Genomic DNA, 23240 nt, shown 5'->3' with positions numbered 1-23240 from the left:
AAAAGTTTAGGAAATTGTAAATAGATACTAAGCGAAAGCTAATGATTGGATTATTAATGAATATTCCTTTTTAGGTTTAAACAATACATGATGTATCAATAATTGAATTTGTGTTTGGAAACTCCTGTTCTTCAAAAATCGATTTAGGGTTTTCACTGAATTTCTTAGGTGTTTACCCTGAATTTTGTTATGGGGTGGATTCAAATTCAAAAATTATTTGTACATTTGAATATACTTATTTTAGAATTAAAATCAATTTTTTCTAAAAAAATGAAATTAATGAATTCATAAAGCAGCATTTTTATAATAAGTAAGGTCTTTAGTTAAAATGACCTTTGAGATGAGAATGATCTAAATTGTTAGATTTTTAATTTATTTGTAAAATAGTTTAAAAATAAATTAAAAATATTTGGAAGATTTAAATTACTCATTTAGATTTGTATCAATTCTACACTTTAGTAAACGTAGAGTTGTAAAAGTTAATTGAGTTTTCTCGTTATTTTTATTTTTTAATTTCTATGAATATTTAGTAAATTTAATATTATGAAAAAAATTATAAGAGATACATCAATTCCATTAAAGTGGAAATTATTAAGATTTTTTAAATCTAATATGTTATTCTTTATTATTAGTTTAAACTTTACAACATTATTTAGTCAATTTGCCGAAGAACCATTGACGAAAGATAATGAACAAAAAGCATTTGACAAATTATATGCAAAACACTTATCTTCTAAGCAGATACTTATTGGTTCGAATTTAGAAGATATGGTTTTAAATTATGTTGACAATTTATATATCAATACAAATCCAAAAACAAAAATTAGAAATAATCTAAAGTTAAATTTTATAAAAATATTTAATGGTCAATCCAATATTTATTTCAATCAAACCTACAAGGGAATAGAGGTTGAAGATAAATTCATTGTTGCTAAAGTGGATTCAAAAAATAGGTTATTGAATTTTGTAAATAATTATAAAGACCTAGGTAATTTTGATATTAAGCTTAACAAAATCATTATTGAAGATAATATCAAAAAAATAGTATATGATAATTTTTCAAATTTAAATATTGAGAAGATTAAGCTAGTAATTGATACAGATAATAATATTCCAAGTTTAATTTATAAAATCTATACTACATCACCTTTCTCATTAAATGAGTACTTATTAAAACTAAATGCTTACACAGGTCAAAAGATAGGAGCAGACTTAATTGAATTACAAACTTGTTCTAAATATCATAATTCCGAAATTAACCATAATGGCAAATTTAAATTAAAGGAATTAAGTTTGAATAATAATAAAATTGATAGAAAAATAACTAGTGCATTAAATTTACCGATACAAGTAGATGGCATTGGAACTGTTTTTGATCCTACGCCTACTTATACTGCTAAAACAGCGTATGGAGTTGGAAATTTTATAGATAATAGTGATGCTTCAAATTCAGATTTAGTTGCGCAGCAGCGCACAGTTGTATTGAAAGGTATTGAAAATAATAATGGTATTTATAAATTGAAAGGTGATTTTGTAGAAGTAGATAATTACGGACCTGCAAATCATAGTTTATATGAACAAACTTCACCTGACTTTTCATGCAATAGAGGTGATGATCAATTTGAAGCTGTAATGTGCTATTATCATTTAGATAAAAATTTAAGGAGAATTAAAGATGATTTAAATATATCGGGTGTTGAACCAAATAATAATCCATTGCTGCGTTTCGAACCTTTTTGGTCAGAGAGTTCAATAGGTGCAATTTATAATCCTACAAGAGAAGAAATAGTTTTTGGAGGAGGAAATGTCGACCTTGCAGAAGATGCGGGGATTATTCTTCATGAATTAGGACATGGAATTTCGTTTTTTGTAACTAATGATAATATTACAAGAAGTCCAGGAGTTGCAGAAGGTATCGCAGACTTCTGGAATGTATCAAATAATAGGGATTGCACTTTAGACAATGTTTATCCGGAAACATCAGAGGAATATAATGTTAGTTGGGGTGATTGGGGAGCACAACCTACTTCCACAAGACGAACTAATAAAACTACCCGATATACACCTAATTTAAATAATGGAGGACAAGAAATTTTCACAAGTGCTCTATTTAAAATATTAAGAGATATAGGCAGGGAAAAAACACAGAAACTAATTATTTGGAGTTTTCCAAGATTAGTAGGTGTTATGAATATTAGAACCGGGGCAACAGAAATTTACAAAGAGGCTTTTGATCGTTATCCAGCTGATTTTTCATTAAAGGATCTCTGTAGTATTTTTTCAATTTTTGATAAGGAATATGATTTAATTGATCCTAATGATACCGAGGTAATTTACCCTGATTCACCATCTGATGTTTATATGAAAGATACTGAATGTGATTTCGGTGAAGAGGTTAATCCTGATAATGGCCCAATGTGGATAAGTAGAGATATTTGGGTTAGAAATACAAATGATAACGGATTGGATCATCAAAACCCAGAGTTTAAAACTAATTCCCCAAATTATGTTTATGTAAGAGTTAGAGCAAAAGGTTGTCAGACATCTAGTATTGATGGTTTGCATGTGTATTTTAGTAAAGCGTCAACTAAATTAAAGTGGCCAGACACTTGGGTAAATTACTATATTACTGGATTAAATGGGCAGCCAGTCCTTGCTGGAAATGAAATAACTCCTGCTGCAGGCTTTCCAATAACTTCATTAACTTCAGGTTCCAATGACTATATTGGATTTCCTTGGTATCCACCAAATCCAGCTGAATTTGCCACAGATAATCACCATTTTTGTCTTTTAGCAAGATTAGTAGATGATGATGATGCTATGTATATTCAAGAAGGAAATGATGTGAATATCAATACTAAAAATAACAATAACATAGTTTGGAAAAATATTTCAGTATTCGATGATGCACCTAATTTCGGAGTTTATGGACCGAACTCTGTCTATATTGGTTGCGAAGACGTATTAACAGACAAATCATTTACTTTAAAAATAAAATCAGCAAAATTGGCATTAGGTAAAAGCATTGCAGATTTTGGCGAAGTAACAATAGAATTATTGGAACCATTAAAATCAATTTGGTTAAATCAATCAAATCAAGGACAAGGATTTAGCCTCAACCAAGATGGTAATGTAAAGGTTTTAAATGATAATTTTATTCTAAATTTTAATGGCCTTACTAATTGTAATCCTGGTGCAATTAAAGTATATTACAAGCCAAATATAGAAGGATCAGTTTCGTTTGACCTTATTCAAACTAACAGTCATGGAACGGTATTAGGAGGCGAAAGATTTGAATACAATATTCCAAATCTGCAAAATCAATTAAAGAAGCCAGACTTAAGAACAAGCACAAAAAATGAACCATTAATACAAGTATTTCCAACGAATTTTGATGAAAATATTTATGTTAAAATAAGATCAAACGAAAATACTAAAAAAGTATATATTTTTGAAATCTTTGATATTAGTGGTAAACCAATATTAAAATACAACAATTTATTATTGTATCAAAATACTGAATATAAAATTGATTTAAGAACTCTAGAAAAAGGTGTATATATAATCAAAGTTTTAAATTCTATTGATAAAAGTAGCCAAAATTTTAAAATTATAAAAATTTAATGAGATTAAATTTGCAAATTTTATTATTTATAATATTAAATTCTTCAGATTTAATAAGTCAGAATATAAATTTTATTGGCGACTTTCAAGGCAGAATATTAAAATTAAATGGTTTTGAAGGGTCGAATAACGAACTTATTTATGTAATTTCTTTGAAGGGTTTTGAGTTATATTATAAATCTAAAACTATATACCGAGATATAGATTCAATAAATAACAAGACTGTTTTAATTGTTGTGAAAATGAATTCAGACGGAGATATTTTATTAGTTCAGAAAATTAATACAATAGGTAGCTTTATTAACTACATACCGCAACTAGAAGGTGAAAATCTTTTCATTATTGGGACTTTTGGTAAAGGAGATTTAATGGTGTTAGATTCACTATTTGTGAATAATACTATAAATAATTCTTCTGATTTAATTTTTATTAATTTGAATATTGAATCCATGAAGTTAATAAATATCCGACATTATGAAATGAATATTAAAAATTACGCACTTTCAGATTTTAAAATTTCCAAAGATAATGTTTATTTAACAGGATATTTTGAAGGCAAATATTTTAAACTTGGAAATTTGTCTTGTATTGGTGATACTATTTTTGAATCATTTACTATATTTATAGTAAGCATTCAAAAAAGTGATTATAATTGTAATTGGTTAAGGAGTTTTGGAGGATCGGAAAATGAATACTCTAAAAATTTGTTATTGACAGAATCGGGTATACTAATTTCAGGAGACTTTGTAAGTTACGAATTTTCTTTATGTTTGGATTCAATATTTAACACAGGTTTTTTCCATACGACTGATATTTTTCTTTCAAAATATTCATATGATGGGGATTGTAAATGGATATTGAATTCTTTTAGTAAAGAAAATGATAATTCTAATGATATGTTAAATATTGATAAAGAAAATTTCATAGTATCAAATACATTTTTTGATAAAAAAATAAATATCGGATCAATTAATTACGAAACAAATTTACCAACATCTACTTTTATTTCTAAATTTAACACTAATGGTAGTTTGATGAATTCAACATATTTAGAGAGTGACAATTATGTTACAACTTCATTTATTGAATCAAATAATACATCTAAATTTTGGTTTGGTGGTGAATGTCAAGGTGCTTTTTTAAGTGATGGTAAGAAAACTTATAGTTTAGACAATAAATTTTCTAATTTATACATAGGTGTTATGACCAATAATTTGGAGTTAAGTTATTTTTCAATACTAAGTTTTGATAGACCAACGTACCTAGGCGAAATAATAAGTGGGAATAATAATAAATATTATATTGACATTATTACAAGAAGTAATCTAATAAAATTGAATAATAAAGTTATTTATTTGGACAGTTTATATTCTGAGAAGCATTTAATCCTAAGTCTTGATGATACTTTATTGGATTATGCATCTGGGAATAATAGTCGAGAAAATTGCACATATATATACCCAAATCCCGTAATTGATGAAATCAATTTCAGTATTAAGTATAGTAATTGGTCAAATTACCAAATTTTTAACTTAAATGGCACCGAAGTGATGTCGGGAAAAATTTTAAATACTAAAGTTAATGTCAATGATTTAGTCTCAGGCGTTTATTTTGTTAAATTAAAAGCTCCTAATAAAAATACTTATTTAGCAAAATTTCTTAAATATTAAATTAAATTTAATATTTTGATACAAATTTGTAGTCCCACTAAAAGGCCGACTAGGCCGTCCATCAATCATTAATTTCAAATATATCTTGTAATTAGGAAGATTAATAAAATCCTGAACATCAAATTCGGGAAACATTCTTTCCACCATATGTTTTGCATCTTCTGTTCCATTCCTAAATGAAGTTATAGGACCTATATTCCCAAGGACAGCTTACCTAATTTCTTCATCAAGTTGATGCATGTATTGGTGGGTTAGTATCATACCAACTTTTAACTTTTGCAATTCAGAAAGCATATTAACCAAAGATAATGTAGTGAAGTTATGAAATTCATCTATGTAAACCATAATCGGAACTCTGTTCGCTTTATCAATGTCAACACGACTAAAAGCAGCAGAAGCAATAGATGTGATAAATAGAGCACCGGGTATGTGCGCCACAGAAGTACCTACATGTCCTTTGGTGAAATTGACGAGTATAATCTTCTTTTCGTCCATAGCTTTACTAAGAGAAACTTCTCCTGTATTTTCAGTCAATATTCTTTTAATAGTAAAAAGTATACAAAAAATCAATGCAAAAAAAAAGATGAAGACTAAACATTCATCATTGAGTTGACCTGCATTTGACAAACCCTGGGCATAAAGTCCAAAGTGGGTGAATATATGAAATAGTTTATTTTAAATTTTTATTCGAAATAACTGACTTGTGAGAGCTTTCTTGAAAGAAATCTGGCAACTCCTATACAACGCAATATTTTTTTTCTTATAGTATTCTGTAAGGACATCACTGGCAACTAGAGTTATTCATCCAATATTAAAATAGATGTAAATACTGCTGTATCGTCAAATAATTTCGAGATATATCCCAATCTAATTTCTAATAAGTTATTATTTCAAAATCAAACTAATAAGGAAGGAAAGGTGTTAATATTTGATTCCTTCGTTAAAAAGATACTTAGTGTGGATAAAATTGAAAATGAAATCAATGTCCAATATTTAGCTTCAAGAATTTACTTTGTTCAAATAATTCTACATAATGGAATTTCATTTACTAAAAAAATTATTATGAAATAAAACGTAATGCCAATTATTGTTTATACATGAAAATAAACAATAACTGAATAATTCTTCATCATTTTTTATCTTACAGCACATGTGATAGTAAATCCATAGTTCGTTCCATTTATAACACCATAAATTACTTCATAATTGGTACAGCATTCACTAATATGCAATAGATTAATTAGACATGTTCGTTAGGATAGATCCAAATTAAATATACAAAAACCGCAACTTGGCTAGCCATCAATCATAATCTTAATACAAATTTTGTAGTTTTGTAGATTAATAAAAATCCTAACATCAAATTCTAGATAAATTTATTTTTACCACATACATTGCATCTTCGGCTATGAAAGTAAAAGTTAAATAATTTAAGTCATAATTTTAATACGTAAATATACTTAGCATATTGCAGGAATTACTTAAAAGTTTTTTTTGAGTTGTGTAATTTGTTTTAATGAATTTAAGGGGATACATTAGTGCGATATATAAAACATCTCATTTATAATTATCTAACTAAGCCTTTATATTTAGAGGAAATGCAATAAGTCTTCATAAATTTTTTTTAAATTTTGCATCTTTGATATCACATTTCTAATTATCTTGCGTTAACATACTATAAACAACATTCTAATGCCTTTTCTAACTAACCCCCTACATTATGAAATTCTTAGATGCCTTACAGCGATTGCAACGACTTGATAGACTTATCAGAATTAAAGCGACAGGTGACATTAAGTCACTAGCTAATAAACTTGATGTTTCAGAGCGGACCGCATATAATTTATTAGATAACCTCCGTGATATGGGTGCTGAGATTGAATATTGTCATGAAAGACACAGTTATCATTATCCGAATGGTACAGGATTGCAGATAAAAATAAAATTAGATAATGGAGAAGTAATAAAGGGTGGTGTAAGCTCAATGAATTTTAATAATTTAGAATTTTTTTTTGAGGACGTAGGGTATTTAAATCTATAAATATTTTACTGTTTTGTGATTACAATGAAAGTATTATTTTTATAAAAATTAATTTAAACTTATGATTATTAATAAAATACATATTGTAAAAATAATTATTTATAAATTAATTTGATTACTGCAAAAATTCTGCAGTCTCATTTCTTAGTCTTGCAAAGTAAATGTACATTACACTGGTCTAGGATCGTGTTATATGCTTCTCTTTAACACCTTTCTTGTCCGCTGACATATGGGGCACCTGCATCAGAAAACTATAACTTAAGAGAAGTTAACAAGTAAACGGGAAATTAAACCTTACCCGGCTGGCTGAAATCTCAGTAGCGAATAAAAAGATAGGTAGACTTGAATTTTTATATTATGATACTTAAAAAATTTGAAAAAACTCAATTTGACAAAACTGATTACGTTCAAGGTGGAATTTTATACACAAAGGAAGTGACAGCTGTTTTTGGTACAAGATGGGATAATACTTGGAATGATGGTTCACATTGGACTGAAAGTACACAAAATGAAGATAGTACTAGTCAAGGTTGGCAGTAATCTGAGTTATTTACGAATCATCAAACAAAACAGAACAGCTGTTCTGTTTTGTTTGATGATTATTTTTATTAAGTTTGGTCATGGGCAATTCGATGGGCGTTTTAAATTTGAACTAGCTAAAAATAAGTTAATATTAAAAGATACTTTAGGAGCAATATCAAATTTTGACAGTTCGATCTATTACAATTTTAAGCCATGCTTTAGTGATTTTAATGAATTTATTAATCTTGCTGTTTTAGTAAAGGATTCGAGCTTAATGTATAAATATATTCATGAATTTGTAATTAATAGTTCAGAAAGAGCACTTTCAAAATTAAATAATGAAACACTTTCTCAATTTATATATTCACATACAATTTTACACAATATTTACCTAAATAATGTAGTTAAAAATAACACTGAAATTAGAAAGAATATTTTAATGTTTTTATCTGTTGATCAATTCATTCGAATTTATGAATTTAAAAGTAGTACAGTTGAAGAAATTACACTTAAGATAAATTTTGAATTCCTGGATTTATTAGAATTTTGTATAAATAATAAAATTATTTTATTTGATTTGGAACCAGAAATATTTATTTTACTATTTCACTCTGCAAGAGAAAAGAATCATGGAAAGGAATTTTTAGTTTTGATATATAAGGTGTTAAAGCACAATTATATTTCTTCTCGAAATTATGCATTAATACATGATGAGTGGTGTTTATTTCATAATCAATCTCCACAATTTGCAGAAGAGAATACAATAAGTAAGTTTCCATTAACTTCATCCAATAGAACAAAGATTAATGAAAATAGAATTGTTATCGGCTTAACACCCATACTATAATGGTTCTAATTATTTCACAAAATGAAGATTCAATAATTAATCCAATATTGCGGTATTTGGTTTATTTTAAAATAAAGTTTATTCGAATTACCGAAGATACAAAAGTTTGTTTAGAACAAATTGAATTAAATAATTTAATAACAGATTTTAGATTATCAATTTACAATCCTACACTTAAAAAAATAATATTTCTAAATTACTCTGAAATAAAATTTGTATGGCATAGAAGAGGATATTTTAACATTGAGCGAAATTTTCAATTTGAGGAAGATTACCTGAGAAAATATTTTCAAGAAGAGTATTCATATTTGAATAATTTTATAAAGTACAAATTTTCCTTAATTCCACATTTGAATAAACAATCAGATGAAAGAATTAATAAATTAGCTGTATTAGATAAAGCAAAAGTAATTGGTCTACTAATTCCTGACACATTGATATCAAAAAATATTAATTGTATCAATGATTTTATTTATTTGAATGAATCAATTATTACAAAAGCAATAAATAGTGGAGCCATTTATAAGAATGAAAATATGACTATTGGTTGCGGAACCATTAAAATAACTACAAAAGACATAAATGAAAATAGTGAGTCCTTGAGTTTATTAAGCTTATTTCAAAAGAATGTGATAAAAAAATTTGATATTCGAATTTTTTATATAAACAAACAATTCTTTGCAAGCGCAATTCTTTCACAAAAAAATCCTAAAACTAGAATTGATTTTAGAGAGTATGATTCACAGACTCCTAATAGGATTATTCCAATTCAACTGCCAAATGAAATTGTTGTAAAATTATCAACATTAATGCATGAATTGAATATTAACTCAGGAAGTATAGATATGATTTATTCAGAATCAAATCAGTTTATTTTTTTGGAAGTAAATCCAGTTGGTCAGTTTGAACAAGTTTATATACCTTGTAATTACAATATTGATATATATATTGCATCACTAATAAAGTCAAAATATGAAGGGATTTAATTTTCATGCTTACTTTTGGGAAATTATTGAGAATGTAAAACCACCTACTCTTGAATTAAAAAGGCCATTATTTCAAATCACTGTATCAACAATTAGACCTTATTATAAACCTTTAATTGTGATTGATTATGATCAATTTGTTTAATGACAGTAAGGATTTATTTTTATATTTAATTCCGACTTGCCCAATTGTTGATGGTCCAGTGAGATCATGTATTTATGACCTAAATAGATGTGATTATTATTTTATTCCACGATCCTTATCTGATTTTTTGAAAAAAAATAATAGAGTTAACTTAAAAGATGTAAAAGATTTAATTCTAAAAAATGAACAATTTTTGAATTTGATTGGTGATATGTACGAAAGAGAATATTTGGATTTTATTGATTTTGATACAATGAGTTTATTTAGCGATTTACAATTTACAAAAAATCAGTTGAATCTCTTAGAAATTGTTGAATGTTTAATCGAAGAAAATAAATGGTCTATAATTTATGAATTTATTGTTGAATCTTTGGAAAATGGTGCTAGGCATATTATTTTGTTTTATAAAGGAGATGATGTAAGATTTATTGAGAAATTTTTATCCATTATTTGTGATTTTAATGTTGAGAGTATTATTTTATTTTTAAATAGCAATTATTCTATTGAATGGATAATGGATTTGGAAAATAAATATTTGAAACTATGTAAGATTTATTGTAGTTCGAATGCAAATAACTGTATAATAAAGAGTGCTTTTCGGGGTAGTAATTTTGCTTTTATCACTAATAATTCTTTTGAATCTTTGTTGCCTCTAAATATAGACGTAAATTATTTTTCTGTTAATATAGTTTCATTTACTCAAGCCTTTAATTTTAATTTGTATTATAAAGGTAGAGTTTATTTTGATGGAGAATTTATTAAAAATTCAATTCAATCACAAAATATAGGTATTAGATTTAAAAAGGATGACCTTCAAAATTTAATTAATTCTGAGTTGTTTAATTTACTTCCTAATTCAAAAAAAAATGAAATAGATCCTTGTAAAAATTGTGAGCACAAATATATGTGCTATGATCCTAGAATTCCAATAAAATTAAATAATATTCTAACATATGAATCAGATTGTAAATACAATTATTATACTAATCTCTGGTTTGAGCAAGAAGGATTTGAACCTCTGTCTTTTCATTTATTGGGTAATAAATTCAAATCATGAATTATTATGCCAAAGGAACATTATATCAAATCCAGGATTTGAGCCTTCAAATTTGCAGGCTCCTATCATCAGTCAAGAAAGTTATAATTTTGAAAAATACATTAAGGGCTGGAGTCGTAGTCAAACTAATCATATTGTCCCTGCTGTATCACATGAATTTTATCATAAGAGTAACTCTCTAAAGGCTTTATCAGACCAAATTAAGAATAACGGAAAATGTTTTATTGTAATTGAAACATTAGGATTATTTTCTGGTGATACTTTGCATAGGAAACGAGGATACCTAATGACAAAGCTTTTGAAACCAATCGATTTAGGTGATTCTATCACGGTTAAATTTGATATATTGATGTCACTTGGTTCTAATCATTTATCGAATGGGATTGAAGTCTATTTTTGTTCTGAAAAGAATGAATTTAAAAAAGTTATGCGTGGACAGATTGAGCCTCAAATTCAAAATCCAAATATTATTGACCATCAAGAGTGGAAGACTTATACTTTTTCTTTTAAAGCTAAGAATAGGTATAAATACATTTGTATAGGTAAAGGATCAAATGATTCAATCTCTAATTATATTCCATTTAAACCTGATAATGAGACTATTTGGCTGTCAAATAGATATAATAAACGTTCTATATATGCAATTGATAATTTTACTGTTGTCAATTGGAATTGATGTTTGAATTTTTTTAAATTTTAAATATATTTATATGTTCTATCTTTTAAAACTTTGATTAAAATGATATTTCATTTAAATTATTATATTTGTTTCTAAATTGATTTCTAATTGCACTATAACTTTCCTTATTATCCTCAACACGATTCTATGGATTGTGGTCCAGCATGCCTACGTATGATTGCTGCTTATCATGGGAAGTTATTGACATTGCAATATTTAAGAGAGAAATGCTATATTGATCGAGAAGGGGTAAGTCTTAAAGGTATAGCTGAAGCAGCTGAAGGAATAGGTTTTAAGACCATGGCAGTTAAGGTAAATTTTGGTCAATATGAAAGTTTACCTTGCTTATTAGGTGCACCATTACCTGCTATAGCACATTGGAATCAGAATCACTTTATCGTTGTGTACAAAGTGAACAAGAAATTCGTGCACATTGCTGATCCAGCATCTGGAAGACAAAAGTTAAGTCGAAAGGATTTCGAACGCTCATGGTGTAGTGACGGAGATGTAGGAATCTTATTGTTATTAGAAAAAGGTAGGGAGTTTAATGAATCATTTTCAGGGGGGGAGTATGAGCGACCAAAACCAATTGGATTTTCATTTCTAATACCATACTTTAGTCCGTTTAAAAGGCTGATATTCCAGTTGATACTTGGAATGTTAGTAGGGTCTTTGTTACAGATGGTATTTCCCATATTAACACAATCTATAGTTGATATTGGGATAGATACTAGAGATCTCAAATTTATTTATCTGGTTTTATTAGGGCAGTTAGCTATTTTTATTGGTCAAGCAATGGTTCGGTTCATACAAGGATGGATATTACTGCATATTAGTACTCGAATTAATGTAAATCTCATAGGTGATTTCCTGAGTAAATTAATGAAATTACCTCTTGGATTTTTCGATGCGAAACACACAGGTGATCTCATGCAGCGAATAGGAGATCATTATCGTATTGAATCATTTCTTACTCAATCCTTATTGTCCATTATATTTTCTGTGTTCAACTTGATTGTGTTTGGAATTCTGCTTGCGATATATAATACAACTTTGTTCCTTATTTTTTTCATTGCAGCAGTTCTTTATTTTAGTTATATTTTTATTTTTCTAAAGTACCGCAGAGAAATAGATTATCAATTGTTTCATAGATCTTCGGATAATCAAGATAATCTTTATGAGATTATTAATGGAATGGCCGAAATCAAGCTCCAAGGATCACAGACTAAAAGAAGATGGCGATGGGCTCAGACACAAGCATCACTTTTTCATATTAGAATGAAGTCATTAGCATTATCACAATATCAGGATGCTGGTGGTATAGCCATTAATCAACTCAAAGATATCCTTATTACTATAGTGTCTGCCCAAGCTGTTATCGAAGGGAAAATGACTTTGGGAATGATGCTTTCAGTACAATATATTATAGGTCAACTTAATGTTCCATTACAACAAATGATTGGTTTTATAAGAGCTGCGCAAGATGCGAAGATCAGTTTAGAACGGTTGGGAGAGGTACATGGGAAAGATAATGAAGAGAGGGAAGACATCACTCAAGTGAATATAATTCCTTATGAGGATATACGTATTGAGGGATTAGGGTTCCGTTACACCCCTATTTCAGAAGAAGTGCTTATGGATGTTGATATGATCATACCTAAGGGTAAGGTTACTGCGATTGTGGGTTTAAGTGGAAGTGGAAAGACTAGTCTGGTCAAATTATTATTGGCTTTCTATGAAGCTAGTTCTGGACAAATTTATATTGGTTCGATCCCATTTTCAATTTTACACAAAAAAAGTTGGCGTTCTCGATGTGGCGCGGTACTACAAGATGGTTATATATTCTCTGATACGATAGCTAATAATATAACAGAAAGTGACGACAGCCCGGATTTGAAGCGATTAGAGTATGCAGTAAAGATGGCAAATATTAAGGAATATATTGATGAACTTCCACTTAGATACAATACTATGATTGGAGCAAAGGGAAATGGCTTAAGTCAAGGTCAGAAACAACGTATTTTAATAGCAAGAGCAGTTTACAAAAGTCCAGATTATTTATTTTTTGATGAAGCTACGAATTCTCTTGATGCAGTAAACGAATCTATTATTGTACAAAATTTAAAAAAATTTTATCTAGGAAAAACTGTTGTCATAGTTGCACATCGACTAAGTACAGTAAAGGATGCGGATCAGATCATCGTGCTTGATAAAGGGAAGGTTATAGAAATAGGAAATCACATTGACTTGGTTCAAAAAAAAGGAGCCTATTATAATTTAATTAAAAATCAATTGGAACTCGGAAATTAGATTGAATGCCTGAAGAAAAATTCATACACGAAGCAAATATAGATATCGATCGGCAGCAACTTAGAAGTGAGTCTAATGATAACTTGATTCCTGCTCCCAAAGGATGGTTATTGTATAGTGGTATTAGTGTAATAGCTTTCGGTTTGATTTTGGGCTTATTGGTATCTTACATTATTGAATATCCTGATGTCATTAGAGCAAGAGGGGAGATTACTACCATGGTTCCTCCATTGGATCATTATCCAAAATTAAGTTCAAGAATTTCTACAATTTTTAAACTTGATGGTGATACCGTAACCTTTGGTGAACGATTATTTTTGATGGAATCTGATGCTGATTATAAAGATATGGATCAATTGAAAGACATCATAAAACCTATGATTGGAATTAATGATGATACTCTTTATTTGGATAAATATTTTCCTGTGGGACTAAATTTAGGGACACTTCAAGATTCTTATGAGAATTGCACCAAATTATTAGAAGACCTAAAATATTTTATTTCGGAGGATTTAAGTGCTGTTAAATTAAAATCTCTAGAGAATGATATTTTATATTTAAAGAAATTAATTGCTTCTCAAAGTCGTGAGTTAATTCTATTTCGAAAGGAATTGGATTTAGTGGTTCGTCAGTCTCAAAGACAAGTATGGTTAGAATCTGAAGGAGTTATCAGTAAAAGGGAAATGGAACAGGATTCTCAAAAGACATTACAGAGTGAACGAAGTAAGGAAGGAATGAATGCTAATATAATTCGATTGCAGAGTCAATTAATCAACTTAGAAAAGCAAAAATATGAATTGGTTTTTGATAAAAGGACTGGTATACATGATCGTATTATTGCATTCAAGGGAGCTGTGGTTAATTTGGTAACAAAACTCAAAGAATGGCGATCCATTTATGAAATATCAGCAGGAATGTCAGGCGTCTTACATTTTGAAAATCCAGTCTTTCCCAATCAACAAGTATTAACAGCAGACAAAATATGTAGTGTTATTCCAATACAAGATCCTAATCCAATCATTGTAAGGTGTAAACTTGCTGGACTCGCATATGGTAAAATAGCGAAAGAGCAAAAAGTTATTGTAGAAATTGATGATTATCCAGTAAGCGAATATGGACGAATTATTGGAACTGTTTCTAAAATTTCTAAAATGTCAACTAAAGATAAAGATGATCAAAATAATTATTTGGTTGAAATATTAATTGGTCAAAAATTAATAACTGATTACAATAAAAATATTGAATGGCGCCAGCGCATGCAAGCAAATGTAAAAATTATTACAAAATCAAGAAGACTTCTGGAGCGATTTTTTGAAAATATTTATGAATTACTGTCAAGGATCAAATGAATATTTTATTGGAATAAATATTGCAGTACTATTGAAACATATATTCACAACTCCTTATCCAACACAAACTATTTAAGCTATAATAAATCATGATATTGTTTTGATTTAGCTCAAATAATTTATAGTATGCCCACTAAAAGGTCGACTAGGCCGTCCATCAATCATTAACTTCAAGTATATCTTGTAATTAGAAAGATTAATAAAATCTTGAACATCAAATTCAGGAAACATTTCTTCAGCCATATGCTTAGCATCTTCAGTTCCAATCCTAAAGGAAATAACGGTGCCAATATTCCCAAGTACAGCTTGTCTAATATCCTCATCAAGTTGATGCATGTATTGGTGAGCGAGTATCATACCAACTTTAAACTTTCGTAATTCGGAAAACATGTTTACCAAAGACAAAGTAGTGAAATTATGAAATTCATCCATGTAAACCATAAAAGGAACTCTGTTTTCTTCATCAATATCAACACGACTAAATGCAGCCGAAGCTATAGAGGTAATAAAAAGGGCACCAAGGATGTGAGCAACATCCGCACCTACATGACCTTTTGATAAATTGACGAGAATAATCTTCTTTTCGTCCATTGCTTTGCGAAGAGATACTTCCTCAATATTTTCAATCAAGACTCTTTTAATAACTGAGTGCACTAGCATTCCTCCTATCTTGTTCATCACTGGTAATAAGTCATATTTTTGATACTCAGTAAATTCTCTTTTCCAGAAATTTCTAACACTTTCACTTTTAATATGCTTAAGTGCATTTCTCCTAAATTCCTTATCAAGCAATAATTCAGAAATATCTGCAATGGTAGCTTCTGGTTGATCAAGTAAAGTAAGGATTGCATGTCTTAAGATATGTTCTAGTTTAACTCCCCATGCACTATCCCATAACTTAGAAAAAACGTCTAAGATTCCTGAAGCCACTAATGACCTCTTTTCATAAGATACCTTCTTGAATGGATTATATCTCAAATTAAGACTAGAATCAGGAATATTGAAATATATTAAATCTTTCTTACGATGTTCAGGAATATTCCTTGCAATTTTATCAACTAAATCTCCATGTGGATCTAGTAAACAACAACCACGACCATGTTCAATATCCTGCATTATCATTGTCTCTAAACATGTTGATTTACCAGTTCCAGTCTTACCAATCATGTAAGTATGCATTAAGCGATCTGATTGTTTAATACCAAATATTCTTCGATCATTTCTCCAACCAACTTTTGCAAAATATGTGATGTCTTTGTCCATATTTCTATGATATGAGAATGAATATTTAAATCGTAGAGGGTTGATATTGCCGAAATGACATAAAATACACTCTACGATAAATTTAAAGTTCGACTATTCTTTTAACCATGGATAACAAGAAATATAATGTTTCCAAATTTATTAGTAACATAAGTAAGGGTCGAAATGAGATCGAATTATTAGAAGCAGAAGAAAATTTCACAAAATATCTTTTGGTCGTAAAAGATATAGTGGAAAGATTGGAAAAGGAAGGAACGAGTACATCTTTCTTTGACGAAATTGTTAATAAGGGGTAAGATTAAAATATGAAGAAAGTATTTGGATATACAAGGGTATCGACCGTAAAACAAGGAAATGGAGTTTCACTTCAAGAACAAAAAGAAGCTATTTCAAGATATGCAGACAAAAACAATTTGCATATCATTGAATGGTTCGAAGAATTGGAAACAGCAGCCAAACAAGGTAGGCCATTGTTTAATAAAATGCTTAAGTTAATTAGAGAGAAAAAAGCAGAAGGAACAATTATTCACAAAATAGATAGAAGTGCAAGAAATTTAAGAGACTGGGCTTCGCTCGGAGATTTGATAGATGAAGGTTTTGAAATTTATTTTGCACATGAAAGTTTAGATCTAAATGAAAGAGGTGGAAGGCTTGCAGCTGATATTCAAGCTGTCATTGCCTCTGATTATATAAGAAATCTACGTGACGAGGCAATTAAAGGATTATATGGGAGGTTAAAGCAAGGTATATTACCTTTTGCAGCCCCAATTGGGTATATAAATACAGGAAGTGGAAAACTGAAAGAAATTGATCCAATAATGGGTCCATTGGTTAAAAAAGCTTTTGAACTATACGCTTCTGAAAAGTATAATTTAAACTCATTAGCGAATGATATGAATTTACTTGGGCTGAGAAACTTAAGAGGAAATGAAGTTAATAAGGCAACATTATCTATTATTTTTAACAATCCTTTTTACATTGGTATTATGAAAATTAAAGGAATAAATTTTTCAGGGAATCATGAGCCACTAATCAGCAGTGTATTATATAAAAAAGTCCAAAGTGTATTGAAAGGTAAAACAAATACTAAAATTGTTAAGCATGGATATTTATACAATAAGTTGATTAAGTGCAAAATATGTGAACAATCTTTGACTGGTGAAAAGCAAAAAGGAAATATATATTACAGATGCCACATGAAGGGGTGTAAAACAAAAGGACTGAGAGAAGATTACATTGAAAAAAATATACTCTTGCAATTTGAAGATATTAACTTACAAGACCAAGAGAAAAGTATAGTAGATGATTTAATTTCGGACATTGAAGATAAAAATAGAATTAGAGAAGAAGACATTTTAAAATCAATTCGAATTCAAGAAAGTCAATTAAATATTAAGCTTGAAAGACTGACGGATGCCTTGATTGACAATAACATTGATAAAGGAATATATGAGGAGCGAAAAGAGAAGATATACATTGAAAAGAAAGGACTACAAGAAAGAAAAACTAACATTGATGATAATATTACTAAAATATTTCAAAAGACAAAGTTATTCTTCGAACTACTAAAAAGCCTTAAGAATTTATATATAATTGGAAATTATGAAGAAAAAAGAAAATTACTAAAAATCATTACTTCGAACTTACTTGTCGAAGGTAAAAAGCTAATGATTACAGTGCGAAATCCATTTCAGGATATAGCTTTAACTCATATCGTATCGTCAAGCGGACAAGACCAAGCCAACCCTCGAACATGTACAGCTGAAATTGCCAATCAGGCAATTTCTGTGGATAAAAATGAAGTTCGGGAACGAATGAAAGAACTTGTAGAAAGAGTAAATGAGTATTTCAAGCAATATCCAAATGAGATTGAATTAGAAGATAACAATGAATAAAAATCTATGTTGGGATATAAACAAACAACCCATGTGCCAAATGAGGTATTTGATAAGTGGTTAGCAATATTAACAGAGTCAGAGATAAAAATATTACTAGTAATTATCAGACAAACCTATGGTTGGATTGATAGATATACAGGAAGAAGAAAACTACGAGATAGGATCACTAGAACTCAGTTTATGAAGAAAGCTGGATTATCAGCTAGGATAGTGTCTAAAACGCTCAATTCTCTCCTAAAACGAGGTTTAATTTATATTAGTGATGAGAACCACAAATTACTAGTTGATCCATCAGAAAGGAAAGGTAAATACATCCTACTCTATTCCATAAATCCAGGGAACTTAATGACTGAAACTAGGGAACAATGTTATCCAAGATTAGGGAACGGAAGTGCCTATAACAAAACTAATATTAAACTAAAAGAAACTAAGTATTGATTTTTGCTTTCTTTCCATTCTTAGTGATACCTTTTGAGATTCTGAGATGTATAATTATATTATGTACAAACCTCCTATCTACATGAGAATGTATCGGAAGAAATCTGCACTAAGTTAAAAGGATGTTGAATATTTACATATTCAAAATACAAGTTTATGCCTTATGGAAAAAGGAAAGTGGAAGCCTAAGATAGATGTTCTTTTGGTGTATCATTTATTGGTTCATACTTCAATAGAATAGATATTTGTGCTTAGGTGTAAAATTATTCTACCTAATTTAATAAAAAATTGTATGAAGTTAATGACAATTATTAAAAAAAAGATACTTATCAACCAAAATTAAACTCATTTAAAATTAAATCCTTGGAGGAAATGATTGAATGATTGGATAAGTATAAGTTAATAATTGCCAATAAATTTGTCCTTAATTAAAAAATCAATGAGAAATATTTAATAGTCAAAAATATCTATGACTCATTAAATTTAATACTCTCTACCATCACAATAGATTTAATTATATTATTTAAAATTCAGGCACTGGATATCCAAAAATCACAGTATTTGCATCATCCAGCAAGCCACTTGAGATAAATCCAATTACTTCATTTTTTGAATTAAGTATAGGGCCACCAGAAAAGCCAAAATATGCTCGTCCTCTGAATTGAATTTGTTTTACTTGACATGCTTTCTTCTTTCTAATATTAACTTGGTCAATGAATGAGCTATAAGAAGTCACCTGAGGAATGCCAAATTTTTCACTTGCTTTAAAATCAAATCCATAATATTTTACTTTTTCAGATTTATTTACCTTTCTTAAAGAACCCTTAGTAAGATAATTTAATATTGTTCCTTCTTCTACTTCCAATACTGCAAAGTCATAACATGTGTCCAACTTTAGAATTTTGAATCGTACCAACTTTATTGGTTCTAAACAAGTAAAACTTAGGGTATTAATGTCAATAAGTTGACCGTTAATTTTATTATATAGATTATGAGCAGCAGTAACAACTCTATTTGGCGAGACAGAGAAGGCTGTGCCAATTGGTTTGTTGTCATGCGCAATTAGTCCTAAACTATTAAATACCACTTTTGGAGTTTGAGCAACATTAATATTAGATGCAAATAATAGGGATACGAAAGTTAAATATTTGTGCATTTTATTGTAACTGTCCATGTTTATTGTATTATTTAGAAACTTCGGTAGAATGTAAAATCCGCTAATAAATAAAATTTTATCTTTAAGAAGATAAAATTCTCACTCCCAAATAACCTCCTCTTTTAAGATAGTCACTTCCAGCTGCCAACATATTAGATAATTCTGCAGTAAGACCATCTTTTTTTAAACCTGGTTGAACTGCTATGAACTCAAAATCAATTGATGCAGCTGTTGCTCCAGTTAACAAAGATTCAAGCTCTTCTAAATTTCCTTTTACAAAGGTATGTGCGCCTATACGTTGGGTATACCTTCGACGAATATTATCTAAGATTCTCTGTTTTGAAGTCCAAATAACAGATTTAACGATTTGAGTAGTAAGTTCACTCATAGATCTTATATCATGCCCTGGATTTGCTGAAGGAGATTTCTTGCAATGATAAAAACTAATAAGTATTCGGCCATCTCTGTTTTTAAATGAAATGTAATCCGCGATTTCACCTGTTGAATGATCGTAATATGCAATATCTGCGTCAGAAGATTCTAATAAAGAACCAATATAACTATGAATTGAAATCATTCCTTCACGGGCATCACCAAATTCACACCTAGTGTCTACATTTTGTGCAATCCAATCTGTGACTTCAATAATTTCGGTATTCAAAGGCGAGAAAGAATCAGGTGGTGCTCTAAAAATACTAATCCCATCAATTAATGCTAAATCATTTGTGTGAAATACAAGCATTTCGTGATTAATATATTCAATTAATGATATCACCGTTCGACCATGCTCCACTTTTATTTCTGGCTCATTTTCAGATGCTAATTCAAAAAAATGATTTGTTTCAAGTGAAAATGTAAATCTATAGTTCAAAGAATTAAAAGTAATTACACACATAGTTGCATTCGGGGTAGAAGCGCTTTCATCAACTGAAAGGTTAAAATAAATAAGGGGTACTCTAAGTGGATTTCCTTCAGCATCAGATATAACTGCCATTGGAGGGTTTAAATATATAGATTTAGGCCAATCCGCAGAAATAATGTTTTGTGGAAGTTCTGTTAATTCTTCACCCGGACTAAGATTATCTAATCCTGAATTTGTTATCGGAGTACGATTACTAATAATTTTTACTGCAAGTCTTTTACACCATTCAATTAATTCTGGAAGTTTTGAACTTTTATTACTCCATATTTTAGAAGCACTACTTAATCCAATAGTTACTTGTTCTCCGCGATCGAGTGCTTTGCCAAAAGCATGACCGCGATGGTAGAGCCTGCTATCGCTTCTTAAGACCGATTTGTCAGCACTTGAACCAGCAATAATTCTATAGGATTCAGATGTATTAGAAGCGACACGATTTCTCATTCCTACATTAAAAAACTCGGTTGCTGTTAAATCATTCAAAGCTTTATTCAATCTCACAAGTGGCAGAACACGCGGATTTGCATGTGTGAATGAATCCATTAATTCTTCATATATGCCAGCGCTTTTACGAGATGCACAAACAAAGAAAAGTTTTGACGTCCGATCAAAATAAAAAATAAATAAGTCAGACTCAAGATTTGAAAGTCTGTTGTCGTCTGTCCACCGTGGAAGACTTATTTCTCTTGTTATATAGATGGCTGTATTAAGCGGTAAACTTACGCCATGATATACCATTTGAAAGCGAGAAGGAAATTTGATTTCTTCCTCAATATTAATATCTCCTTGAAGCTGATAAATTTTTACGTGATAATATGGTTCTAGTGTATAGAGCGATAAGTCTGAAAGATCAGGAACGGCATCAATTACTGTAAATGATTGAAGAGCTTCACGTGTTTCAATCTCCTGGTTCATTCTAAGTGCTGCTAAATTATGAATCATTACTTGCCAAATTGCTCTTGAATCATAGAGTCGTTCTTCTTCTATTTTGACATCTGATGGAATCGCCAAAAAAGTTGCGGGACCAAGATTAGCACCAGCAGTTCGAGCGAATCGACCAACAAATTGTAGTGTAACATTTAAAGATTTATGAGGAGCATGAATTGCAGCAATCTTAAGACTGGGAAAATTAAATCCTTCGCCAGCCATATTAACGCAAACTATACCATCAAGACCACCGTTTTTAAGAAGTTCAATTTTCTTTTTAACTGAGGCAAGTGTATTGTTACCTGTAATTAGATCAAGCTTTAGATTCGTTATTCGTTTATAGAGTTCTAATAATTCCTTTGCTCGAGGGACACCATCAGTTCTAACCATTATACGGTGATTATACCCAGCTCGTTTGTCAGATAAAAACTTTTGTTCCGTAGCACGAGCAATTGCTTCATCATGGCCTTCACCTTCAAAGGGAACTACTGCCTGAAAGGAAAATTGTCCGAATATTCCATCCGTATATGCTTGATCAAGAGAATAAGTATAGATAAACTTTCCTTTGATTTCCTTTTGGTCTTGTCGAAATGGAGTTGCCGTAAATAGAAGACGTTTAGATGATTTAAAATGATCTAATACTCTTTGCCAGGTTCGTGCAGGACTATGATGTGCTTCATCTATTAATACAAGGTCAAAGAGATCAGTGGGTGGTTCTGGTATAGTATGATATTCTGGACTTATACTTTGTATTGTTGCAACTACTACATCAAATTCTCGCAAAGTCTCCCATTCCTCTAAAGAGGATATCCTTTTCTGTATACTTTTTACTTTTGGATTTGGAATATCGGCTGGTATCGCTTGCGCTTCTTTTAAAGTTATTAGTTTGCTAACCTCCTCAACAATTTGTTCTCTTACAAGTCGACTTGGAGTAATAATTAAAACCCTTTTAGCTTGCATGATAAATGCTGAAGCAATCAGAACTGCTGTTTTACCTGATCCAGTTGGCATAGTTATTATTCCAGGATCTTTACGATTAGATAAATGACCAGCAGCTGAATGGATCGCACCTAATTGAGCGTTTCGAAAACCTGGTGTGCTTTCATCAACTTTAATAGGGTAGCGAAATTCATGATAATGTTCTTTAAAATAACTCATATAGGGATGAACTCGTTTTGTTTAATGTTTCTATTACTTACTCCGATTATAAGGTGATTGATTGGTTGGTTTCAATGAAATATTATTTTCACTTGCCTTAGAGTAAATGGAATCAGGAGTTCTTCCTAATTTAAAACCAATTACTCTTGTTGGAGTATTTCCAGTTGCAAGTGTATGTAATTGTTTAACTTCTTGTGAAGTCCATGGTTTTCCTGAATTACGATTTGATTTAGACATAATTTTAATTTTTT

The 23240-nt window shown here is 29.7% G+C and carries 18 protein-coding genes; 13 read left to right on the top strand and 5 right to left on the bottom strand.

Annotated elements, in window-relative coordinates; translation table 11 throughout:
• The first annotated feature begins 543 nt into the window (after positions 1-543).
• The gene (locus IPK88_18335; protein MBK8245391.1) at positions 544-3624 is read left to right on the top strand and encodes a T9SS type A sorting domain-containing protein; all 3081 of its coding nucleotides are present in this window, start codon (positions 544-546) and stop codon (positions 3622-3624) included.
• A complete protein-coding gene (locus tag IPK88_18330) occupies positions 3624-5294 on the top strand; it encodes a T9SS type A sorting domain-containing protein (protein ID MBK8245390.1) in 1671 nt (556 codons plus the stop codon). The genes IPK88_18335 and IPK88_18330 overlap by 1 nt, the downstream gene beginning before the upstream one ends.
• A gap of 210 nt (positions 5295-5504) precedes the next feature.
• Here the strand turns inward: IPK88_18330 and IPK88_18325 are convergent, their stop codons facing one another.
• Positions 5505-5921: a hypothetical protein gene (locus IPK88_18325; protein MBK8245389.1), complete on the bottom strand. Its 417-nt coding sequence runs from the start codon at positions 5919-5921 to the stop codon at positions 5505-5507.
• A 1093-nt stretch (positions 5922-7014) separates the two neighbouring features.
• Here IPK88_18325 and IPK88_18320 point away from each other — a divergent pair.
• The 8 genes from IPK88_18320 (at position 7015) to IPK88_18285 (ending at position 15230) form a co-directional block, all read left to right on the top strand.
• Complete coding sequence (locus tag IPK88_18320) at positions 7015-7335, top strand: HTH domain-containing protein (GenBank protein MBK8245388.1); 321 nt, start codon at positions 7015-7017, stop codon at positions 7333-7335.
• Positions 7336-7692: 357 nt separating this feature from the next.
• Positions 7693-7875: a hypothetical protein gene (locus IPK88_18315; GenBank protein ID MBK8245387.1), complete on the top strand. Its 183-nt coding sequence runs from the start codon at positions 7693-7695 to the stop codon at positions 7873-7875.
• Positions 7844-8704 carry a hypothetical protein gene (locus IPK88_18310; protein MBK8245386.1) on the top strand — a complete coding sequence of 287 codons (861 nt, stop codon included), beginning with the start codon at positions 7844-7846 and terminating at the stop codon, positions 8702-8704. The genes IPK88_18315 and IPK88_18310 overlap by 32 nt, the downstream gene beginning before the upstream one ends.
• Positions 8704-9690, top strand: coding sequence for a grasp-with-spasm system ATP-grasp peptide maturase (gene gwsG / locus IPK88_18305; GenBank protein ID MBK8245385.1), 987 nt, complete (start codon positions 8704-8706; stop codon positions 9688-9690). Before IPK88_18310 ends, gwsG begins: the two co-directional genes overlap by 1 nt.
• A 128-nt stretch (positions 9691-9818) precedes the next feature.
• Positions 9819-10892, top strand: coding sequence for a hypothetical protein (locus IPK88_18300; protein ID MBK8245384.1), 1074 nt, complete (start codon positions 9819-9821; stop codon positions 10890-10892).
• A 52-nt stretch (positions 10893-10944) separates the two neighbouring features.
• Complete coding sequence (locus tag IPK88_18295) at positions 10945-11568, top strand: hypothetical protein (protein ID MBK8245383.1); 624 nt, start codon at positions 10945-10947, stop codon at positions 11566-11568.
• A gap of 111 nt (positions 11569-11679) precedes the next feature.
• A complete protein-coding gene (locus IPK88_18290; protein MBK8245382.1) occupies positions 11680-13881 on the top strand; it encodes a peptidase domain-containing ABC transporter in 2202 nt (733 codons plus the stop codon).
• Between the two features lie 5 nt (positions 13882-13886).
• Positions 13887-15230 (top strand): hypothetical protein, encoded by a 1344-nt coding sequence (locus IPK88_18285; GenBank protein ID MBK8245381.1) that lies wholly within the window; start codon positions 13887-13889, stop codon positions 15228-15230.
• A gap of 105 nt (positions 15231-15335) precedes the next feature.
• Here IPK88_18285 and IPK88_18280 read toward each other — a convergent pair whose 3' ends face one another.
• Positions 15336-16493, bottom strand: coding sequence for a type IV secretion system DNA-binding domain-containing protein (locus IPK88_18280; GenBank protein MBK8245380.1), 1158 nt, complete (start codon positions 16491-16493; stop codon positions 15336-15338).
• 107 nt (positions 16494-16600) lie between these two features.
• Between IPK88_18280 and IPK88_18275 the strand changes: the two genes are divergently transcribed.
• Genes IPK88_18275 through IPK88_18265 form a run of 3 tightly spaced genes read left to right on the top strand, consistent with a single transcriptional unit; the run spans position 16601 to position 18829 of the window.
• Positions 16601-16789, top strand: coding sequence for a hypothetical protein (locus tag IPK88_18275; protein MBK8245379.1), 189 nt, complete (start codon positions 16601-16603; stop codon positions 16787-16789).
• 9 nt (positions 16790-16798) lie between these two features.
• Positions 16799-18388, top strand: coding sequence for a recombinase family protein (locus IPK88_18270; protein MBK8245378.1), 1590 nt, complete (start codon positions 16799-16801; stop codon positions 18386-18388).
• Between the two features lie 6 nt (positions 18389-18394).
• The gene (locus tag IPK88_18265; GenBank protein MBK8245377.1) at positions 18395-18829 is read left to right on the top strand and encodes a replication protein; all 435 of its coding nucleotides are present in this window, start codon (positions 18395-18397) and stop codon (positions 18827-18829) included.
• Positions 18830-19352: 523 nt separating this feature from the next.
• On the opposite strand, the gene IPK88_18260 is transcribed toward IPK88_18265, so the two are convergent.
• The 3 genes from IPK88_18260 to IPK88_18250 all read right to left on the bottom strand — a co-directional run bounded on the left by IPK88_18260 (position 19353) and on the right by IPK88_18250 (position 23226).
• Positions 19353-20003 carry a trypsin-like peptidase domain-containing protein gene (locus IPK88_18260; protein ID MBK8245376.1) on the bottom strand — a complete coding sequence of 217 codons (651 nt, stop codon included), beginning with the start codon at positions 20001-20003 and terminating at the stop codon, positions 19353-19355.
• Between the two features lie 64 nt (positions 20004-20067).
• Complete coding sequence (locus IPK88_18255; protein MBK8245375.1) at positions 20068-22989, bottom strand: DEAD/DEAH box helicase family protein; 2922 nt, start codon at positions 22987-22989, stop codon at positions 20068-20070.
• A gap of 33 nt (positions 22990-23022) precedes the next feature.
• Positions 23023-23226, bottom strand: coding sequence for a hypothetical protein (locus IPK88_18250; GenBank protein MBK8245374.1), 204 nt, complete (start codon positions 23224-23226; stop codon positions 23023-23025).
• Positions 23227-23240: the final 14 nt, after the last annotated feature.

This window comes from Candidatus Defluviibacterium haderslevense, assembly GCA_016712225.1.
GTDB classification, from domain to species: Bacteria; Bacteroidota; Bacteroidia; order Chitinophagales; family Saprospiraceae; genus Vicinibacter; species Vicinibacter haderslevensis.
Note: the sequence above shows the minus strand (reverse complement) of the source record. Positions and strands in the feature narration are given on the sequence as shown.